Raw genomic sequence first — 17,061 nt, forward strand, 5'->3', positions numbered from 1 at the left:
TTTCACTGTGCGCAGTCATTCGTATGCAACATGTCACCGGCCTTACGGGGAGCGGGAGTTCACCTCCGCCCGCGGACCCCGGGACGGCCGGGGCGCTCCGCCCGACGAGAACCGTTCAGCGAGAACCGTTCAGTGAGGAGAACCACCGTGCGAGGTTGTATCGCCAGGAAGATCGCCACGTTCGGGATGGCCACCGCGGCCGCCCTCGGCGTGCTCGGGACCACCACCCTGCCGGCCGCCGCGGCACCCGCGCCGGACCAGAGCGTCACCCCGGCGGCCGTCGCCGCGTCGAACACCGTGGCCGCCTCGCCCTACCGCTGCGCCATCACCGCGAACTACGGCTGGCGCTGGGAGGGCTACTGCTACGTCTACTCCGGACAGCTGCGCACCATCACCTACTGTGCCGACGGAACGCACAGCACCGGCCTGTGGATCGGCGCCCGGCCGCAGGCCTGGGACGTCTGGGGCAACTGCCCCGGGTCCAGCTGGACGAAGATCGTCTTCCAGTGGCGCGGCTGACCGCGGCCAGGGGGTGACCCCACCCATCGCCCTCTCCCCTCGCCCCCACCCCCTCACCCTCTCCCCCTCCCGCTCACCCCACCGGCGCGACGTCCGCGAGCAACCGGGCGGCCCGTACCCGCCCGGCGTGCTCGACCAGGTTGATCAGCACCTCCTTGCCCGACGACCGGCGCCGCGCGTCGCAGAGCAGCACCGGCGTCCCGGCGTCCAGGTCCAGCGCCCGGGCCACCTCGTCCGGGCCGAACTCCCTGGTGCCGGCGAAGCGGTTCACCGCGACCACGAACGGGATGCCCCGGTGCTCGAAGAAGTCGACGGCCGGGAAACAGTCGGTCAGGCGACGGGTGTCGGCGAGCACCACGGCGCCGAGCGCCCCCTGGGCCAACTCGTCCCACAGGAACCAGAACCGGTCCTGCCCCGGGGTGCCGAAGAGGTAGACCGCGAGGCCCTCGCGGATGGTGATCCGCCCGAAGTCCATCGCCACCGTCGTGGTGCTCTTGCGCTCCACTCCGTCGAGGTCGTCCACCCCGCGCCCGGCCTCGGTCAGCCGCTCCTCCGTGCGCAGCGGGCGAATCTCGCTGACCGCCCCGACCAAGGTCGTCTTGCCGACCCCGAAGCCGCCCGCCACCAGGATCTTGAGCGCCAGCACGGTGCCCTCGGGGTCCTCCGCCGCGGCCGGCCCGGCCGGGTGGGTCGGATGGGCCGGATGGGCCGGATCGTTCCTATCCGTCTTGTCCGTCCGATCGGTCGGGCGGTCAGAGTGCACGGAGTCCATGGATGACCTCCTGGAGGATGCGCTCGTCGGGGAGCAGGGCGGGTGGAACGGGGCGGCTGACCCGGATGAGCCCGGCCGCCAGCAGGTCTCCGAGCAGCACCCGCACGACGCCCACCGGCAGGTCGAGGTCGGCGGCGAGCTCGGCGACGGACAGCGGGGTGCCCCGGCAGAGCGCGAGGATGCGCGCCTGTTCGGGGCCGACCGGCGGCTCGGGCGCGTCCGGGGCGAACACCGGGTGGGCGGGATCGCAGACGACCACCGCGATCAGGTCGAGCTGCTGCCCGCCGGCCCCGGTGCGCCCCCGGGTCATCGTGTACGGGCGGACCAGCGGTCCGGCCTCGTCGTCGTACCAGCGCGCCCGGTGGGCGGCGGCGAGCGGGTTGCGGGAGTGCGGGCTGTGGGAGTCCGGATCGTGGGAGTGCGGGTCGGACTCGCCCCGCGGGTGTTCCGGACTCCGGTCGCCGGACGGTCCCTCGGCAGACGGGCGGGGCACCGGGCTCACCAGCCGTCCACCGCGCGCGGTGAGGCGCTCAGGTGCTCCCCGACCCGGCGGACCAGTCTGGCCATCTCGTAGGCGATCAGGCCGAGGTCGGCCCGGGCACCGGCGAAAACGGCCAGGCAGGTACCCTCCCCGGCCGCCGCGACCAGCAGGTAGCCGCCCTCCAACTCGACCATGGTCTGCCGGACTTCACCGGCACCGAAGTGCCGTCCGGCCCCCTTGGCCAGGCTGTGGAAGCCGGAGGCGACGGCCGCCAGGTGCTCGCCGTCCTCGCGCGGCAGCCCGGCCGAACTGCCCACGGCCAGACCGTCGGCGGAGAGCATCACGGCGAAGCGGACCTCGGGGGCGCGCCGGACCAGTTCGTCGAGGAGCCAGTTCAGCTCCCCCGCACGGTGGGTGGTGCCGATCACGGACGCTCTCCTTCGGGTCGGGGCGGGGACAGGGGGCCGCGCGGGCCCTGCGGCGGCGGGAGGTCGGCGAGTCGGTCGGCGGTCCGGTCGGAGGTCCGGTCGGCGGTCCGGTCGGGACGCCCGTCCTCGGGGCGCAGCCCGCGTGCCCACCCGTTCTGGAAGGCCGCCATCGCCGCGCGCGCCGCCTCGGGGCTGCGGCCTCCGGGATGGCGGACCTCTGCGCTACCGCCCGTACCGGCGGAGGTGCCCAGGCCCGTGCCCGGACGCCGGGTGCGCCGGTCCGGGGCCTCCGGGGCCTCGCGCAGTTGCGGTACGAGGCTCGCCTGCCGGGTCCGGCGTGGCAACTCCTCGGGGTCCGGGACAGGTTGACGATCATCGGACACCCGCAACGGATCCGGTCCCGGCCCCGGCCGCGGCCCCGCCTCGGGACCCGGCTCACGCCCCGGGCGGTACGGCTGCGGCGGCCCGGACTGCGGACGGGCGGCGGCACCCTGGCCCCCGTCCGCAGCCGGACCGGCCGCCCGGGCACCGGAGGCCCGGGACGGGGGGCGGCGCGCGGGCGTCCCGGGGTCGGCCCCCGGGACGCCGAACGGCAGCAGCGCCCCACCCTCCGGCGGCGGCCCACCCGCCGCCGGAAGTCCTTCACGGCCCGCACGCAGCGGGTAGCCCCCGCCCGTCGGGCCGAACTCCCGCTCAGGCCACACTGGTTGCTCGGGCCCGAGCGGCTGTCCGGGCCCGAGCGGATCCGGATCCTGCTCGAAGGTCCGGCACCGCCCGTCCGCCGCACCACCCATCACACCGCCCATCACACCGCCCGCCGTCCCGTCGGCCAGCAGCACGGTGGGCAGCAGGACCACGGCGGTGGTGCCGCCGTACGCGGAGGTCACCAGCGAGACCCTGACGTCCTGGCGCCGGGCGAGCCGGCTGACCACGAACAGGCCGAGCCGGTCGCTGTCGAAGAGGTCGCTCTGCTCGGCCGCGGCGATCCGCCGGTTGGCGGCGGCCAGGGCCTCCGGGCCCATGCCGAGGCCGCGGTCCTCGATCTCCAACGCGTAGCCGGTGCCGACCTGTTCGCCCCGGATGTGCACCCGGGTGTGCGGCGGGGAGAATCCGGTGGCGTTCTCGACCAGTTCGGCGACCAGGTGGGTGAGGTCGGCGACGGCGTGCCCGGCGACGGCAGCGCGGGGCAGCGGGTGCACCTCGACCCGGGCGTACTCCTCGACCTCCGAGACCGCCGCGCGCACCACGTCCACCAGCGGGACGGGCCGGCGCCAGCCCCGGCCGGGGGCGGAGCCGGAGAGGATGATCAGGCCCTCGGCGTGGCGGCGCATGCGGGTGGTGAGGTGGTCGAGCCGGAACAGGTCGGCCAGCTCGGACGGGTCCTCGGTGCGCCGCTCCATCGCGTCCAGCAAGGTGAGTTGGCGGTGCACCAGGACCTGGCTGCGACGGGCGAGGTTGACGAACACCCCGGACACCCCGGACAGCACCTCGGCCCGCTCGACCGCCGCCGTGACGGCAGCCCGCTGCACGGTGCCGAGCGCCCGGTGCACCTGGCCGATCTCATCGCCCCGGCCCGCCGGCCGCGGCGCCTCGGCGTCGATGTCCACCGCCTCCCCCGCGCGCAACTTCCGGATGGTGGCGGGGAGTTTGCGACCGGCCAGCTCAAGTGCCGAGTTGCGCAGTCCGATCAGCTCGGTCACCAGGCCGCGTCCGATCTGCACCGAGATCACCAGCGAGGCCACCACGCCGACCAGCCCGAGCACCACGGCCGTCCCGGCCGGGGTGAACAGGCCCAGGGCGTACGGGTTCCGGCTTTCCGCGGCGACCCTCCCGGCCCGGTCCTCGACGGTGCGCAGGCCGCTCGCGACGTTCCCGGCGACCATCGCCCACCGGTCCGCCGGCAGCGCGGCGACGGCCGCCCGACCGTCGACGGCCGCCCGGACCCTCTCCTCGTACCCGACCAGTTCGCGGTGGTCCTGGCCACCGGTCACGGCGAGCAGTGCCTCCCGGTCGGCGGGGCGCAGGCCGGCGGCGGCGCCCCGCTCGAACTCCCGTCGGGCGAAGGCCGCGCCGGAGAACTCCCGCAGCTGGTCGTCGGTCGGAGCACCGGAGAGCTGGGCGGCGCGCAGCAGGGCGTCCTCACGGGCCAACAGCTCGCGGGACCGGGCCAGTTCCAGCAGCACCCGGGCGTCGCCGGCCGCCGGGCCGTCCTGCGGCGGGGTGACGGCACCGGCCGCGGCGAGCGCCCGGTCCACCGCCTCGCCGTACGCGCCGTACACCTCGGGCCAGCCGACGCTCCGGGCCAGCACCCGGCCGCGCAGCTCGGGCAAGGTGGCGAGAGCGGCGCCGAGGGCGTCCAGCCGGCCGGCCGCGTCACCGCCGAGGCCCTGGGCGTCGGCTCGGTTGTAGCCCCGGTCGGGGTGCCGGGGGTCGGGGAACAGCGGGGTGACCGCGCGGTCGGTGGCGGCGGCGGCCTCGCGCAGGGCGCTCTCCCGGGCGGCGCCGGGGGCGGTCGCCGGGGCGGCCAACAGCTGTCCGGCGGCGGCGCGTTCGGCCTGCAGCCCGGCGACCGTCCCGGCGACGGGGGTGAGTACGGTGCGCTGGGCGTCGCGCTGGCGCAGCAGGTCCCAGACGCCCTGGGCGGTGGTGACGGTGGCGAACCCCCACAGGGCGATGACCGAGACCACCGGGACCATCAGCAGGGCGATGATCCGGGCCCGGACGGTCCGGGGGCGCAGCCCGCGCAGCCAGGCGCCCGGGCGCGGCAGCCAGGCGCCCGGGCGCGGCGGCCGGGCGGGCGGCCCGGCATGGGCACCCCGGCGGGTACCGGGGGCGGTACCGCGGTGTTCTCGCATGCGGGGGGAGCCTTTCGAGGCGGGAAGGGCGGGAGAGGGAGAGGTGCGGGCCGGATGACCTCCGGACGGCGCTCAGGCCGCGCGCTCGTGGTGCTCGGCGCTGGGGCGGGCGGGCGCGGGAGGAGCGGCCTCGGGACGGGCGGCCGCGGCGGGGAACTCCTCGATGGCCAGTTCGCCCGCCTCCCGGTAGCCGGCCCGCTCCTGGGCGGTCGGTGAGAGCGCGACGAAGGCCGAGGCGAGGAAGAGGAACGAGCCCAGGCCGACGGCGAGCGGGAACACGAACTCCATCGGGGTCGCGCCCCCGAGGCCGGCCCGGGTCGGCTCCAGCCGGACGTGGACGGCGGCCATGCCGGTGTAGTGCATGCAGCTGACGGCCAGGCCCATGGCCAGCGCGGCGGCCCCGGCCGCGTAGACGTTGCGGATGGTGACGGCGGCCCAGAGCGCCGCGGTGGCCGCGCCGACCGCGACCAGGACGGACAGCGCGACCGTCCCCGCGTCGTAGCGCAGGCCGCCGTGCATCCGGACGGCGGCCATGCCGAGGTAGTGCATCGCGGCGACGCCGAGGCCGGTGGTGACGCCGCCGGCCAGCAGGGCGAGGCCGCGGTGCCGGCCGTAGCAGACCACGGTCAGGCCGAGGCCGGTGACCAGCACCGCGACCACCAGGCTGAGGACGGTCAGCGGGACGCTGTAGCGCAGCTCGGTGCCGTCGACGGCGAAGCCGAACATGGCGACGAAGTGCATGGTCCAGATCCCGGAGCCGATCGCGGCGGCGGCGGTGAGCAGCCAGTTGCGCCGGGCGGAACCGGTCGCGGCCAGGCCGCGCAGGGTGCAGCGCAGCCCGAGGGCGGCACCCGCGCAGGCCATCAGGTACGAGAGGACGGGGGTCAGCCAGCCGAGGCTGAGGTGGTTGAGGGTGCCCATGGGACCTCCGGTCGACCGGTCGGGCCCGGGGCGGTACGCGGTGCGCCCGGGCACCCCGGGCCGGGCGGACTCCATGCGACCGGCGGCGAGGTCTCGTCCTGTTCAGGTCTCGTCATATGCCAGCCGCATGTGCGCTTTCGGCCTGGGGTGCGTGGGACGCTATCGAGCGGCCGGAAACTGCCACCCGAAGATCTGAAAAGCTGCCCGCAGGCGGCGGGTGATGTGTTCGAATGATCCGGTCGTGTGCCCGGACCGTGGACACCGCGCCGAGCCGCGGCGAACAGATGACAACAGACAGCGGACAGATAACAGACTCTGAAATCTGTCCGCTGCTATCTGTCCGCTGTCTGTTGTCCGCCGGCCGCAGTCTTCTGCCCGCCGACCCCCGTCAGCCACCAGCCGTCAGCCGCCGGCCGTCACCCGGATCCGCATCGGGCTCGCCGCCCGCAGGGTGATCCCCTGGGCGAGTGCCACCCGACGGTCCACCGCCTCCACCTCTCCCGCAGCAGCACGCCCAGGGTCAGCACCGATTCCAGCATCGAGAAGTGCTGCCCGATGCACGCCCGCGGCCCGCCGCCGAAGGGGAACCAGGCGTAGCGGTGCCGGGCCTTCTCCTCCTCCGGCAGGAAGCGGTCCGGGTCGAAGCGCTCCGGGTCCGCCCAGTGGTCGGGGTGCCGGTGGGTGACCAGCGGCGCCACGACGACCTGCGCCCCCGCCGGGATGACGTACCCGTCGACGACGGTCTCGTCGACCGCCCGCCGGCCGACCAGCGACGCCGCCGGGTAGAGCCGCATCGCCTCCTTCAGCACCCGGGTGAGGTACGGCAGCGCCTCCAGGTCCGCCGCGGTCGGCGCCCGCCCGGCCAGGACGGTCCGCGCCTCCTCCTGGGCGAGCTTCCGCTGCTCCGGGTGCTTGGCCAGCAGGTGCAGCGCGAACGCCAGCGAGGTCGCGGTGGTCTCGTGCCCGGCGACCAGGAACACGAGTACCTGGTCCCGGAGTTCGGCCGGGTCCAGCCGCTCCCCGTCCTCGCCGCGTGCCCGCCCGAGCAGGGTGAGCAGGTCGTCCGCGTCCTCGTCGCCGCTGCCGCGCGCGGCACGTTCCGCGATGATCCGGTCGCAGACCTCGTACAGCGCCCGCTGCGCTCCGAGACCGCGCCGGTTGCCCGGGGTCGGCCAGGTGCGCGGGAAGCGGACCGGGGCGAAGCCTCGCTCCTTGACGTACTCGCCGAGCAACGGGAAGTTGTGGTGGACCACCTCCGCCGCCTCCTCGACGTCCGCGCCGAAGAGGATCCGCGCGACGGCCCGCATCGTGTACCGCGACATCTCCTCCGCCGCGTCCACCACCCCGTCCGGGGCGGCCCGCCACCGCTCGGTCAGCGACTGCGCCTCCTGCGCGATCACGTCCGCGTAGCCGTCCACCCGGCGGCGGGTGAACAGCGGCTGGATCAGCCGGCGCTGGCGCTGGTAGTCAGCGTCCTGGCTGGTCAGCAGCCCGTTGCCGACGCTGGTCCGCAGCTCGTCGTAGAAGGCGCTCTCCTTGCGGAAGTTGGCCGCCTCGCCGCCGAGTACCTGCTGGACGCCGTCCGGGGAGAAGATCGCGTAGAACTCGACCCGGAGACCGGGCGGACCGGCCTGGAGCCGCACCACGTCCCCGTGGTCGCGGCGGGCCGCGAGGTAGGTGCGCAACGGACGGCGGGTGAGGTCGAACAGCGATCCCACCAGGGGGTTCCCGGCCGGTCCGGGTACGGCGGTAGTGGCGGCCATGAGCGACTCCTTCTGCACAGGGATGCGCACCGTCGACTCTACTGACGGGTAGTCAATACCGGAAGGAGTGGGCGGCCGCCACCCGGCTCCTACTCGTACTCGGTGCCGCCCTTGCGCGTCAGATAGGCGTCGCTGACCACCTTGGCGATCGCCCGGGCGCCGAGCACCGGGCTCCACCGCTCGGTCACCGGCCGCACCACGACGCCCTCGCGCAGGTGGAGTTCGCGACCGGAGAGGGTCTCCTTGCCGCGGGCGTGCCCCAGCACGACCTCCGGGTCGAACGGGCCGCGCCACAGCTCGGGCACCAACGGCAGTTCACCGTCCAGCAGTTCGGGCGCGGACAGCCAGACCAGCTGACCGTCCACGACGGCCGACACGTCGAACGCCGCGTACCCGGGCCGGTCGGTGCGCGAGGAGGCGCCGTAACTCAGGTCCTGCACGCCCTCCCCGAAGACCTCGCCGAAGATGCCGACCCGCTCGGCGCCGAGCCGCTCCGCCAGCCGGGCCGCCACCGCCGGGATGTCGTGGGCGCGCACCGCCCGCCAGTAGAGGTTGCGCTCGTCCTCGACCAGCGCGAGGCCCTGCGCGCCGATCCCCTTGGACGACACCCGCGTCTCGCCGGTCGCGGCGGTGTACGTGACCAGGCAGCAGCTGCCGTGCAGCTTCTCGGTCAGCACCACCGGCTCGCCGGGCTCGAAGACGTCGGGGTAGCGCTTGAGGTTCTCGATGTCCACCCAGGGCAGCAGGTCCGGGGCGCTGACCACGTCGCCGCTCATCGACGTCGGCACCGGAGGCTGCCACTTGACCACGCCGAGCAGCTCGGCGAAGTCCTCGCCGCGCTCGGCCGCGGCGGCCAGGTCGGTGCCGGCGAGCGCGGCGGGACGGCAGACGATGCCCTGCGACAGCTCGCCGCGCAGCCGTACCGCCTTCACCCGGTTCGCCGCGGCGCCGGCCAGCTTTCCGGTCAGCCCCAGCTCCGCGATCAACTCCTCGGGGAGCACGGACTGTTCGGGGATGTAGACGGCGTGGTCACCGGTCCGGTACACGCCCTTCGCGACCACCGCCCGGTAGAGGCCGACCTGTGCGAGCTCCAGGGCATCGGCGTTCGGGTGCTCCAGGACGGTCAGCTTCTCGACGGTGACGCGCAGCGTGGACATGGGACGGACTCCTCCCCTTGGTTCGACCGTGGCGGCGCGACCGCGCGGCCCGGTCGCGGACGGTCACCACTCTGGCCGCTCACCCCTCCCGGCGCGACGCATTTTCCGCGCGCCCCCAGCTCACGCCGGCTCGCCCCAGAGCACCCCAGCGCGCCCCCGACCGTTCCGGGAGCACCCGGCAACCACCCCCGCCCGTCACCCCTTTTGAGCCATCCCACAGCGGCCCCGGCACCCCCGCCCGTCACCGCCTGTGCAAAGAGACAGAGGATTTATCGCTCGCATATGCGGCACTATGATCGCCGTAATGGCCGCAGCTGCGGCCACGCCCTCGCGCCCCTCCCGGCGCGCACCCCGGAGGGGAAGCACCGATGAGCACCCGTACCACCGGCACCACCCGCAGACTCGCCGTCGCCGCCGCCGCGGCCCTCGTCCTCAGCCTCGGGGCCACCGCCTGCGGCAGCGACGGCGGCACGTCCTCGGCCTCCTCCAGCTCGGCCGCCGCCTCCGCGAACTCCGCCGGCTCCACCGGTTCCACCGCTTCCGGTGCTTCCGCCACGGGCAGCGGGGTGCCGAAGGCCAGCGGCGCCATCACCGTCTTCGCCGCCGCCTCGCTCAAGGAGACCTTCACCGAGCTCGGCAAGAAGTTCGAGGCCGCCAACCCGGGCAGCAAGGTCACCTTCAACTTCGGCGGCAGCTCCGCCCTCGCGACCAGCATCAACTCCGGTGCCCCGGCGGACGTGTTCGCCGCCGCCAGCCCGGCCACCATGAAGACCGTGACCGACGCTGGCGGCGCGAGCGGCCAGCCGGCGACCTTCGTCAAGAACACGCTCACCATCGCCGTGCCCAAGGGCAACCCCAAGCACGTCGCCGGCCTCAAGGACCTCACCGCCTCCGGGGTGAAGGTCGCGCTGTGCGCGAAGGAGGTGCCCTGTGGCGCCGCCGCGCAGACCGCGCTCAAGGCCGCGGGCGTCGACCTCACCCCGGTCACCCTGGAGCAGGACGTCAAGGGCGCCCTCACCAAGGTCGAACTCGGCGAGGTCGACGCCTCGCTGGTGTACAAGACCGATGTGCGGGCCGATGCTGCGAAGATCGACGGTGTGGACTTCCCCGAGGCCGACAAGGCCGTGAACGACTACCCGATCGCCGCGCTCGCCAAGGCGCCGAACAAGGACGGCGCCGCCGCCTTCGTCGCGTACGTCCAGTCGCCCGAGGCCAAGCAGGTGCTGACCGCGGCGGGCTTCCAGGCGCCGTGAACGACCGCACCACCGCCGGCTCCGGGAAGAGCGACGCGGCCGGACCCACGGGCCCGGCAGGACCCGCAGACCCGGCGGGACCCGCGCAGGCCCTGCCGCGCCGCCGTCGTCGCCGGTCGCGCACGCACCGGGTCCCGGTCACCCTGCTGCTCCCGGCGCTGCTCGGGCTGGCGTTCCTGATCCTCCCGCTGGTCGGGCTGCTGGTCCGGGCGCCGTGGAGCGGCCTGTCCGAGCAGCTCACCAGCACCGCCGTCTGGGAGGCGCTGCGCCTGTCGCTGATCAGCGCGACGGCGGCCACCGCCGTGTCGCTGGTCCTCGGCGTCCCGCTGGCCTGGCTGCTCGCCCGCACCGAGCTGCCGGGCCGGCGGGTGATCCGGGCGCTGGTCACCCTGCCGCTGGTGCTGCCGCCGGTGGTCGGCGGTGTGGCGCTGCTGCTGGTGCTCGGGCGGCGCGGCATCGTCGGCTCCTGGCTGGACTCGGCGTTCGGCATCACGCTGCCGTTCACCACCACCGGGGTCGTGATCGCCGAGGCCTTCGTGGCGATGCCGTTCCTGGTGATCAGCGTCGAGGGCGCGCTGCGGGCCGCCGATCCCCGCTACGAGGAGGCGGCCGCGACCCTGGGCGCCTCCCGGCTGACCGCGTTCCGGCGGGTCACCCTGCCGCTGATCGCCCCGGGGATCGCCGCCGGAGCGGTCCTGGCCTGGGCCCGGGCGCTCGGCGAGTTCGGGGCGACGATCACCTTCGCGGGCAACTTCCCCGGCCGTACCCAGACCATGCCGCTGGCCGTCTACCTGGCCATGGAGTCCGACCCGCAGGCCGCGATCGCGCTGTCGCTGGTGCTGCTGGTGGTCTCCGTCGCGGTCCTGGCGGGCCTGCGCGACCGCTGGCTGTCGACGCCGTGACGCCGCCCGCCACCACCCCCGCCTCCTCGGACGCCTCCCTCGACGCCTCCCTCGACGTCTCCCCTGACGTCTCCCCTGACGTCTCCTCGGCCACCCCCTCGGACACCTGGACGCCGACCCGATGAGCACCGAACACCTCCCGAGCACCGAACGCCTCCCGAGCACCGCGCTCGACGCCCGACTGCGGGTCGACCGCGCCGCGTTCACCCTGGACCTCGCCCTCACCGCCGCCCCCGGCGAGGTGATCGCCCTGCTCGGCCCCAACGGCGCCGGCAAGTCCACCGCGCTGCGCGCCCTCGCCGGCCTGCTCCCGCTCACCGGCGGCCACCTGCGCCTGGACGGCCGCCTCCTGGAGGACCCGGCCGAGCGCGTGCACACCCCCGCCGAGGAACGGCCGGTCGGCGTCGTGTTCCAGGACTACCTGCTCTTCCCGCACCTCAGCGCGCTCGACAACATCGCCTTCGGCCCGCGCTGCCAGGGCCGTTCCAAGCGCGCCGCCCGGGCCGAGGCCGCCGACTGGCTGGAGCGGATGGGCCTGGCCGACCACGCCTCGGTCCGCCCCGGCCGGCTCTCCGGCGGCCAGGCGCAGCGGGTCGCGCTGGCCCGGGCGCTCGCCGTCCGCCCCCGGCTGCTCCTGCTGGACGAGCCGCTGGCCGCCCTGGACGCCCGTACCCGCCTGGACGTACGGGCCCGACTCCGCCGCCACCTGGCCGAGTTCGAGGCGGTGGCGGTGCTGGTGACGCACGACCCGCTGGACGCGATGGTGCTGGCCGACCGGCTGGTGGTGATCGAGCACGGGCAGGAGGTGCAGTCCGGCAGTCCGGCGGAGGTCGCCCGGCGGCCGCGCACCGACTACATCGCCCGCCTGGTCGGGCTGAACCTGTACCAGGGCCGGTCCGAGGGCACCCGTGTCACGCTCCCGGACGGCACCCTCGTGGCCACCACCGAGGAGGTGGACGGCCCGGCGTTCGTCGCCTTCCCGCCGTCCGCCGTGACGCTCCACCGGGAACGGCCGCAGTCCAGCGCGCGCAACCTGTGGAAGGCCGAGGTCATCGGCCTGGACCTGCACGCCGACCGGGTCCGCGCCGACCTGGCCGGCGACCTGCCGATGGCCGCCGACCTCACCCCGGCCGCCGTCGCGGAGCTGGAGCTGGCACCGGGGGTCACGGTCTGGGCCTCGGTCAAGGCGACCCAGACCCACGCCTACCCGGCCTGAGCCCCCCCGTCGGCCGTGAACCGCGGGGGGACCGGGGGGACCCCGGAGGACCGGGGGGACCCCGGACGCCCTACTCCGACGGCTCGACGAACCCCGACTCGTACGCGGCGATCACCGCCTGGGTGCGGTCCCGCGCGCCCAGCTTCGCCAGCACGCTGCTGACGTGCGTCTTCACCGTCTGCACGCCGAGGAACAGCCGCTCGGCGATCTCCCCGTTGCTGAGGCCGCCGGCGACCAGCCGCAGCACCTCCGCCTCCCGCTCGGTCAGCGCCGCCCGTTCCATCGTGGCGCGGGCGGTGGGGTTGCCGTGCCCGGCCGCCAGCCGCCGGATCGCGGCGGGGAAGAGCAGCGTCTCGCCCGCGGCCACCAGCCGGACCGCGTGCGCGATCTCGGCCGGGCGGGAGCGCTTGAGCAGGAAGCCGTCGGCGCCCGCGCGCAGCGCCTGGTAGACGTAGTCGTCGTTCTCGAAGGTGGTCACGACCAGGATCCGCGGCGGCCGTTCGCCCAGTGCGCCGGGGCGCAGCAGTTCGCGGGTGGCGGCCAGTCCGTCCATCACCGGCATCCGGACGTCCATCAGCACGACGTCCGGGCGCAGCGTACGGGCCATCGCCACCGCCTCGGCGCCGTCGGCGGCCTCGCCGACCACCCGCAGGTCCCCCTGCGCCTCCAGGACGGCCCGCAGGCCGAACCTGACCAGCTCCTCGTCGTCCGCGAGCAGGATGTCCGTCACCCCGGCAGCCCCCTTGGTCGGGCCGTCCACCACAAGATCGTTCGTCACGACCCCAAGCGTAGGGGCAGCCGGACGGCCAGTACCCACTCCCCGCTGCCGTCCTGCGCCGGCCCGGCCGTGGCCTCCCCGCCGAGCAGCGTGGCCCGTTCGCGGATGCCGCGCAGCCCCTTGCCGCCCTTGCGCGCTCCGGCGCCGGGGTGCCGGGCCGCGGTGGTCCCGCCGACCGACAGCGCGTTGGCGCAGCGCAGCTCCAACTGCCCGTCCTGGACGGCGATCCGGACGCTGACCGGCTCGCCGGGCGCGTACTTGAGCGCGTTGGTGACGCCTTCCTGGACGATCCGGTAGGACTCCCGGGAGAGCACCCCGGGCAGCTTCCCCGCCGGCAGGTCGACCCGCGCCTCGACCGGGCTGCCGGCCGCCCGTACGGTCTCGAAGAGCGCGGGCAACTGGTCGACGCCCGGGTGTTCGGTGGTCGCGCCCTCGGGGGCCTCGCGCAGCAGCACGAGGGTGCGTTCGAGGTCCTCCATGGCCTGCCGGCCGGTCTCCTCGATGACCTCCAGCGCCCTGGCGACGAAGGCCGGGTCCCCGACCTCCCGCGCGGCGCCCGCCTGAAGGACCGTCACCGTCAGTGCGTGGCCGATCGAGTCGTGCAGCTCGCGGGCCAACCGGTTGCGCTCCAGGAGACGTTCGGCCCGCAGCTCCGCCTCGGCCAGCCGCTCGGCCGGCGACGGACCCAACAGCCGCACCGCCATGGCGAGTTGGAGCCGCCCGGCACCCACCACCAGCCACCCGTAGCCGAGCAGCGCCACCGGCAGCAGCAGGAGGCAGTTCAGCCCCTGCGGACCGGCCAGCAGACCGGAACCGCCGTTGATGCAGAGGACCGTCGCCATCCCGACGGCCGAGCCGAGCACGACCCGGCCGATCAGCCAGAGCGCGGTGCGCCACCGGTCGGCCCAGCCCCCGGAGGGGTCGACGGCGATGTCCTGCTCCCGGTCGGGCACCAGCAACAGCCTGGCCTGGACCCCTTCCGCCCGCCGCGCCGCCGGGATGAGGGCGACGAGCACCAGCAGGGCGGAGTCCACCGCGGCGGCCTCCGCCACGAGCCGGCCGAGCGTCAGCCCGTACGTCCCGGGATAGATCAGCAGGATGACCCCCATGAAGATCCATCCGACCAGGAGGTGCAGCAGCCGCGCGTACGTGGCACCGGCCAGCAGCGGCGCGAGGAACCCGGGCACGGCGGTCCTGGGCACGGCCGCCTTCGGCACCTCGGCCTTGGGCACCGCGGCCCCGGTCACCGCGGCTTCGGGCACTGCAGCCTTGGTCACTGCAGTCTTGGTCACTGCGGTCTCGGTCACCGGGACATCCTGCCAGGTCAACGGCCGGGCGGGCGTCACACCCGGGGCCGGGGCCGGGCTCCCTCCCGAGAGGGAGACGGCTCCACTCCGCGGCGGGATCCGGCGGTGCCTCCGCTCCGGTGGAATGTGATCGCCGACCGGACGTCGGCGCCGGACACCGGACCACCCGGCACCGGACCACCAGAGGGGAGCGCGGCCGTGATCGAATTCCAGGGCCTCACCAAGGAGTACGGCGGACGACGTGTCGTCGACGACCTCGGCTTCGAGGTCCGGCCCGGCGTGGTGACCGGCTTCCTCGGCCCGAACGGGGCCGGCAAGAGCACCACCATGCGCCTCGCCCTCGGCCTGGAGCGGCCCACCGCCGGACGGGTCCTCGTCGCCGGCCGCCCGTACGCCGAACTCACGGACCCGCTGCGGCAGGTCGGCGCGCTGCTGGACGCCCAGGCCCTGCACGGCGGCCGGACGGCGCGCGGCCACCTGCGTTGGCTCGCCGCCAGCAACGGGCTGCCGGAGGGCCGGGTGGACGAGGTGCTCGGCCAGGTCGGCCTGACCGACGCCGCCGGCCAGCGGATCCGCCGCTTCTCGCTCGGGATGCGCCAGCGCCTCGGCGTCGCGGCCGCGTTGCTCGGCGACCCGGCGGTCCTGCTGCTGGACGAGCCGGTGAACGGCCTCGATCCGGAAGGCATCCGCTGGATCCGCACGCTCCTGCGCCGACTGGCCGCCGAGGGACGCGCGGTGCTGATCTCCTCCCACCTGATGAGCGAAATGGCGCTCACCGCCGACCACTTGGTGGTGATCGGCCGCGGCCGACTGCTCGCGGACGCCGCCACCGCCGACTTCATCGACCGGCACGGCCGCACCAGGATCCGGGTACGCGCCGTCGACCCGGCCAAGCTGGCCGCGCTGTTCGACGGCGAGGGCCACGACTTCACCGCCGTCCGGGTCGACGGCGGCGCCTGGGAGGTGACCGGCGCCGAACCCGAGCGGATCGCCGCACTCGCCGCCGCCCACGGGGTGGTGCTGTACGAGATCGCGGTCCAACAGGACTCGTTGGAGGACGCGTTCATGCGGATGACCGCCGACAGCGTCGAGTACCGCGCGGAGGTGGCGGCATGAGCCCCCTCGCCCCCGCGGCGCACATCCTCCAGGTCCTGCGCGCCGAACGCATCAAGTTCACCACCCTCCGATCGCTCTGGCTCACCCCGCTGTTCGCCCTGCTGCTCACCGCGGGCGTCACCACGGCCGTGGGCGCCGCACTCGGCGGCGCGGATCCCAACATCGTCGACGACCCGGGCGTAGGCGTCTTCTACGGGCTCAACTTCGGCCACGTGGCCCTGGCTTGCTTCGGCATCCTGCTGATCGGCCAGGAGTTCAACACCCGCATGATCGACGTCTCGCTCACCGCCGTCCCCCGCCGCGCCCGGATGTACGGCGCGAAGCTCGCCCTCGGCGCACTGGTCGGCCTCGCCGTCGGCGCGGCCGGCACGGCGGGTGCCTTCGCGGGCTACGCGGCGACCGTCCCCGGCGACTGGCACGGCCCCGCCTTCACCCGCGCCGTCGTCGCCGGGGTGCTGTACCCGCCGCTGATGGTGGTGTTCTGCTTCGGGCTGACCGCGCTGTTCGGCAACCTCACCGCCGCCATGGGCCTGCTCGTCCCGACCGTCTTCCTGGTCTCGCCGGCTCTCGGCGGTCTGCCCGGGGCCCGGCTGGCGGCACAGTTCCTGCCCGACCGCGCCGGCCAGTACGCGCTGCACTACGCCGACGACCCGGACGTCGCCTACGGGCACTGGACCGGGCTGCTGATCATGACGCTCTGGGCCGCCACGGCGGCGTACGCCGGCCTGCGCGCCCTTCGGCGCACCACGTGACACCGGACGGGCGGGACTGAACGACGGGATGGACGGACGGGATGGACGGACGGGATGGACGGACGGGATGACGAACGAACGGAGAACGACGATGAACCCGGGCCCGATCACCGCCCTGCGCGCCGAACGGATCAAGTTCACCACCCTGCCCTCGCAGTGGGCCGCCCCGCTGACCGCCCTGGTGCTGACCGTCGGCATCACCGCGGCCGTCAACCTCGCCTACGGCACGAAGGACCACACCCCCGGCGAGGACCCGGCCGGCGGGATCTACTACGGGCTGCTGTTCGGCCACGTCGCCGTGGCCTGCGCGGGGATCCTGCTCATCGGGCAGGAGTTCAACACCCGCATGATCAGCGTCTCGCTCACCGCCGTCCCCCGGCGCGGGCGGCTGTACGGCGCCAAACTGCTGCTCGGCGCCGGGCTGGGACTGCTGCTCGGGCTGCTGTCGACGGCGGGCTCCTTCCTGGCCGTCGCCGCCACCGTCGGCCTGGACACGTCCACTCCCGGGCTGAGCCGCAGCTTCCTGGCCGGCGTGCTCTACCACCCGCTGCTGGTGGTGCTCTGCCTCGGAGTCACCGCGATGCTGGGCAACTTCAGCGCCGCCCTCGGCCTGCTCACCCCGCTGCTGTTCCTCGGCACGACCTTCCTCGCGGCGATCCCCGGCGTGCGCGAGGTCTGCCAGTTCCTGCCCGACCGGGCCGGCCTGTACGCGATGCGCACCCAGCCCGAGCCGGGCATCCACTACGGCTACTGGACCGGGCTGCTGATCATGGCCCTGTGGGCGGGCGCTGCGGCGTACGGCGGTCTGCGCGTCCTGGAGCGGCGCGGGGAAGGGTGACAT

General features: G+C 74.7%; 17 protein-coding genes. 8 read left to right on the forward strand and 9 right to left on the reverse strand.

Annotated features, from left to right (window positions below; genetic code table 11):
- Positions 1 to 147: 147 nt before the first annotated feature.
- The gene (locus ACYP53_RS37530; protein ID WP_189913813.1) at positions 148 to 519 is read left to right on the forward strand and encodes a hypothetical protein; all 372 of its coding nucleotides are present in this window, start codon (positions 148 to 150) and stop codon (positions 517 to 519) included.
- Positions 520 to 592: 73 nt separating this feature from the next.
- On the opposite strand, the gene ACYP53_RS37535 is transcribed toward ACYP53_RS37530, so the two are convergent.
- The 7 genes from ACYP53_RS37535 to ACYP53_RS37565 form a co-directional block, all read right to left on the reverse strand.
- On the reverse strand, positions 593 to 1,291 hold the full coding sequence (locus ACYP53_RS37535) for a GTP-binding protein (RefSeq protein ID WP_459650683.1): 699 nt from the start codon (positions 1,289 to 1,291) through the stop codon (positions 593 to 595).
- Complete coding sequence (locus tag ACYP53_RS37540; protein ID WP_459650684.1) at positions 1,272 to 1,784, reverse strand: DUF742 domain-containing protein; 513 nt, start codon at positions 1,782 to 1,784, stop codon at positions 1,272 to 1,274. The genes ACYP53_RS37535 and ACYP53_RS37540 overlap by 20 nt, the downstream gene beginning before the upstream one ends.
- 5 nt (positions 1,785 to 1,789) lie before the next feature.
- Positions 1,790 to 2,200, reverse strand: a complete 411-nt coding sequence (locus ACYP53_RS37545) for a roadblock/LC7 domain-containing protein (protein WP_189913816.1) — start codon at positions 2,198 to 2,200, stop codon at positions 1,790 to 1,792.
- A complete protein-coding gene (locus ACYP53_RS37550; RefSeq protein WP_459650685.1) occupies positions 2,197 to 5,055 on the reverse strand; it encodes a sensor histidine kinase in 2,859 nt (952 codons plus the stop codon). The genes ACYP53_RS37545 and ACYP53_RS37550 overlap by 4 nt, the downstream gene beginning before the upstream one ends.
- 72 nt (positions 5,056 to 5,127) lie before the next feature.
- Positions 5,128 to 5,976 (reverse strand): MHYT domain-containing protein, encoded by an 849-nt coding sequence (locus ACYP53_RS37555; RefSeq protein WP_189913818.1) that lies wholly within the window; start codon positions 5,974 to 5,976, stop codon positions 5,128 to 5,130.
- Positions 5,977 to 6,392: 416 nt separating this feature from the next.
- Positions 6,393 to 7,739 (reverse strand): cytochrome P450, encoded by a 1,347-nt coding sequence (locus ACYP53_RS37560; RefSeq protein WP_459650686.1) that lies wholly within the window; start codon positions 7,737 to 7,739, stop codon positions 6,393 to 6,395.
- A gap of 89 nt (positions 7,740 to 7,828) precedes the next feature.
- Complete coding sequence (locus ACYP53_RS37565; RefSeq protein ID WP_189913820.1) at positions 7,829 to 8,896, reverse strand: RNA ligase (ATP); 1,068 nt, start codon at positions 8,894 to 8,896, stop codon at positions 7,829 to 7,831.
- A 368-nt stretch (positions 8,897 to 9,264) separates the two neighbouring features.
- Between ACYP53_RS37565 and modA the strand changes: the two genes are divergently transcribed.
- From modA to ACYP53_RS37585, 4 genes are all read left to right on the forward strand, one after another.
- The gene (modA, locus tag ACYP53_RS37570) at positions 9,265 to 10,149 is read left to right on the forward strand and encodes a molybdate ABC transporter substrate-binding protein (protein WP_459650687.1); all 885 of its coding nucleotides are present in this window, start codon (positions 9,265 to 9,267) and stop codon (positions 10,147 to 10,149) included.
- Between the two features lie 92 nt (positions 10,150 to 10,241).
- Entirely contained in the window at positions 10,242 to 11,051 is an 810-nt protein-coding gene (locus ACYP53_RS37575) for an ABC transporter permease (RefSeq protein WP_229928360.1), read from the forward strand.
- The gene (locus ACYP53_RS37580; protein ID WP_459650688.1) at positions 11,048 to 11,176 is read left to right on the forward strand and encodes a hypothetical protein; all 129 of its coding nucleotides are present in this window, start codon (positions 11,048 to 11,050) and stop codon (positions 11,174 to 11,176) included. Before ACYP53_RS37575 ends, ACYP53_RS37580 begins: the two co-directional genes overlap by 4 nt.
- Positions 11,173 to 12,267: an ABC transporter ATP-binding protein gene (locus ACYP53_RS37585; protein ID WP_459650689.1), complete on the forward strand. Its 1,095-nt coding sequence runs from the start codon at positions 11,173 to 11,175 to the stop codon at positions 12,265 to 12,267. Before ACYP53_RS37580 ends, ACYP53_RS37585 begins: the two co-directional genes overlap by 4 nt.
- Before the next feature lie 70 nt (positions 12,268 to 12,337).
- Here ACYP53_RS37585 and ACYP53_RS37590 read toward each other — a convergent pair whose 3' ends face one another.
- Entirely contained in the window at positions 12,338 to 13,045 is a 708-nt protein-coding gene (locus ACYP53_RS37590) for a response regulator transcription factor (RefSeq protein WP_459650690.1), read from the reverse strand.
- Positions 13,042 to 14,352: a sensor histidine kinase gene (locus tag ACYP53_RS37595; RefSeq protein ID WP_459650691.1), complete on the reverse strand. Its 1,311-nt coding sequence runs from the start codon at positions 14,350 to 14,352 to the stop codon at positions 13,042 to 13,044. The genes ACYP53_RS37590 and ACYP53_RS37595 overlap by 4 nt, the downstream gene beginning before the upstream one ends.
- 198 nt (positions 14,353 to 14,550) lie before the next feature.
- Here ACYP53_RS37595 and ACYP53_RS37600 point away from each other — a divergent pair, with 198 nt between their 5' ends.
- From ACYP53_RS37600 to ACYP53_RS37610, 3 genes are all read left to right on the forward strand, one after another.
- Positions 14,551 to 15,468 carry an ABC transporter ATP-binding protein gene (locus ACYP53_RS37600; protein ID WP_459650692.1) on the forward strand — a complete coding sequence of 306 codons (918 nt, stop codon included), beginning with the start codon at positions 14,551 to 14,553 and terminating at the stop codon, positions 15,466 to 15,468.
- Positions 15,465 to 16,220, forward strand: coding sequence for an ABC transporter permease (locus tag ACYP53_RS37605; RefSeq protein WP_459650693.1), 756 nt, complete (start codon positions 15,465 to 15,467; stop codon positions 16,218 to 16,220). The genes ACYP53_RS37600 and ACYP53_RS37605 overlap by 4 nt, the downstream gene beginning before the upstream one ends.
- Positions 16,221 to 16,287: 67 nt before the next feature.
- Entirely contained in the window at positions 16,288 to 17,058 is a 771-nt protein-coding gene (locus ACYP53_RS37610; RefSeq protein WP_189913826.1) for an ABC transporter permease, read from the forward strand.
- Positions 17,059 to 17,061 lie beyond the last annotated feature (3 nt).

The organism is Kitasatospora sp. Ki12, assembly GCF_054601375.1.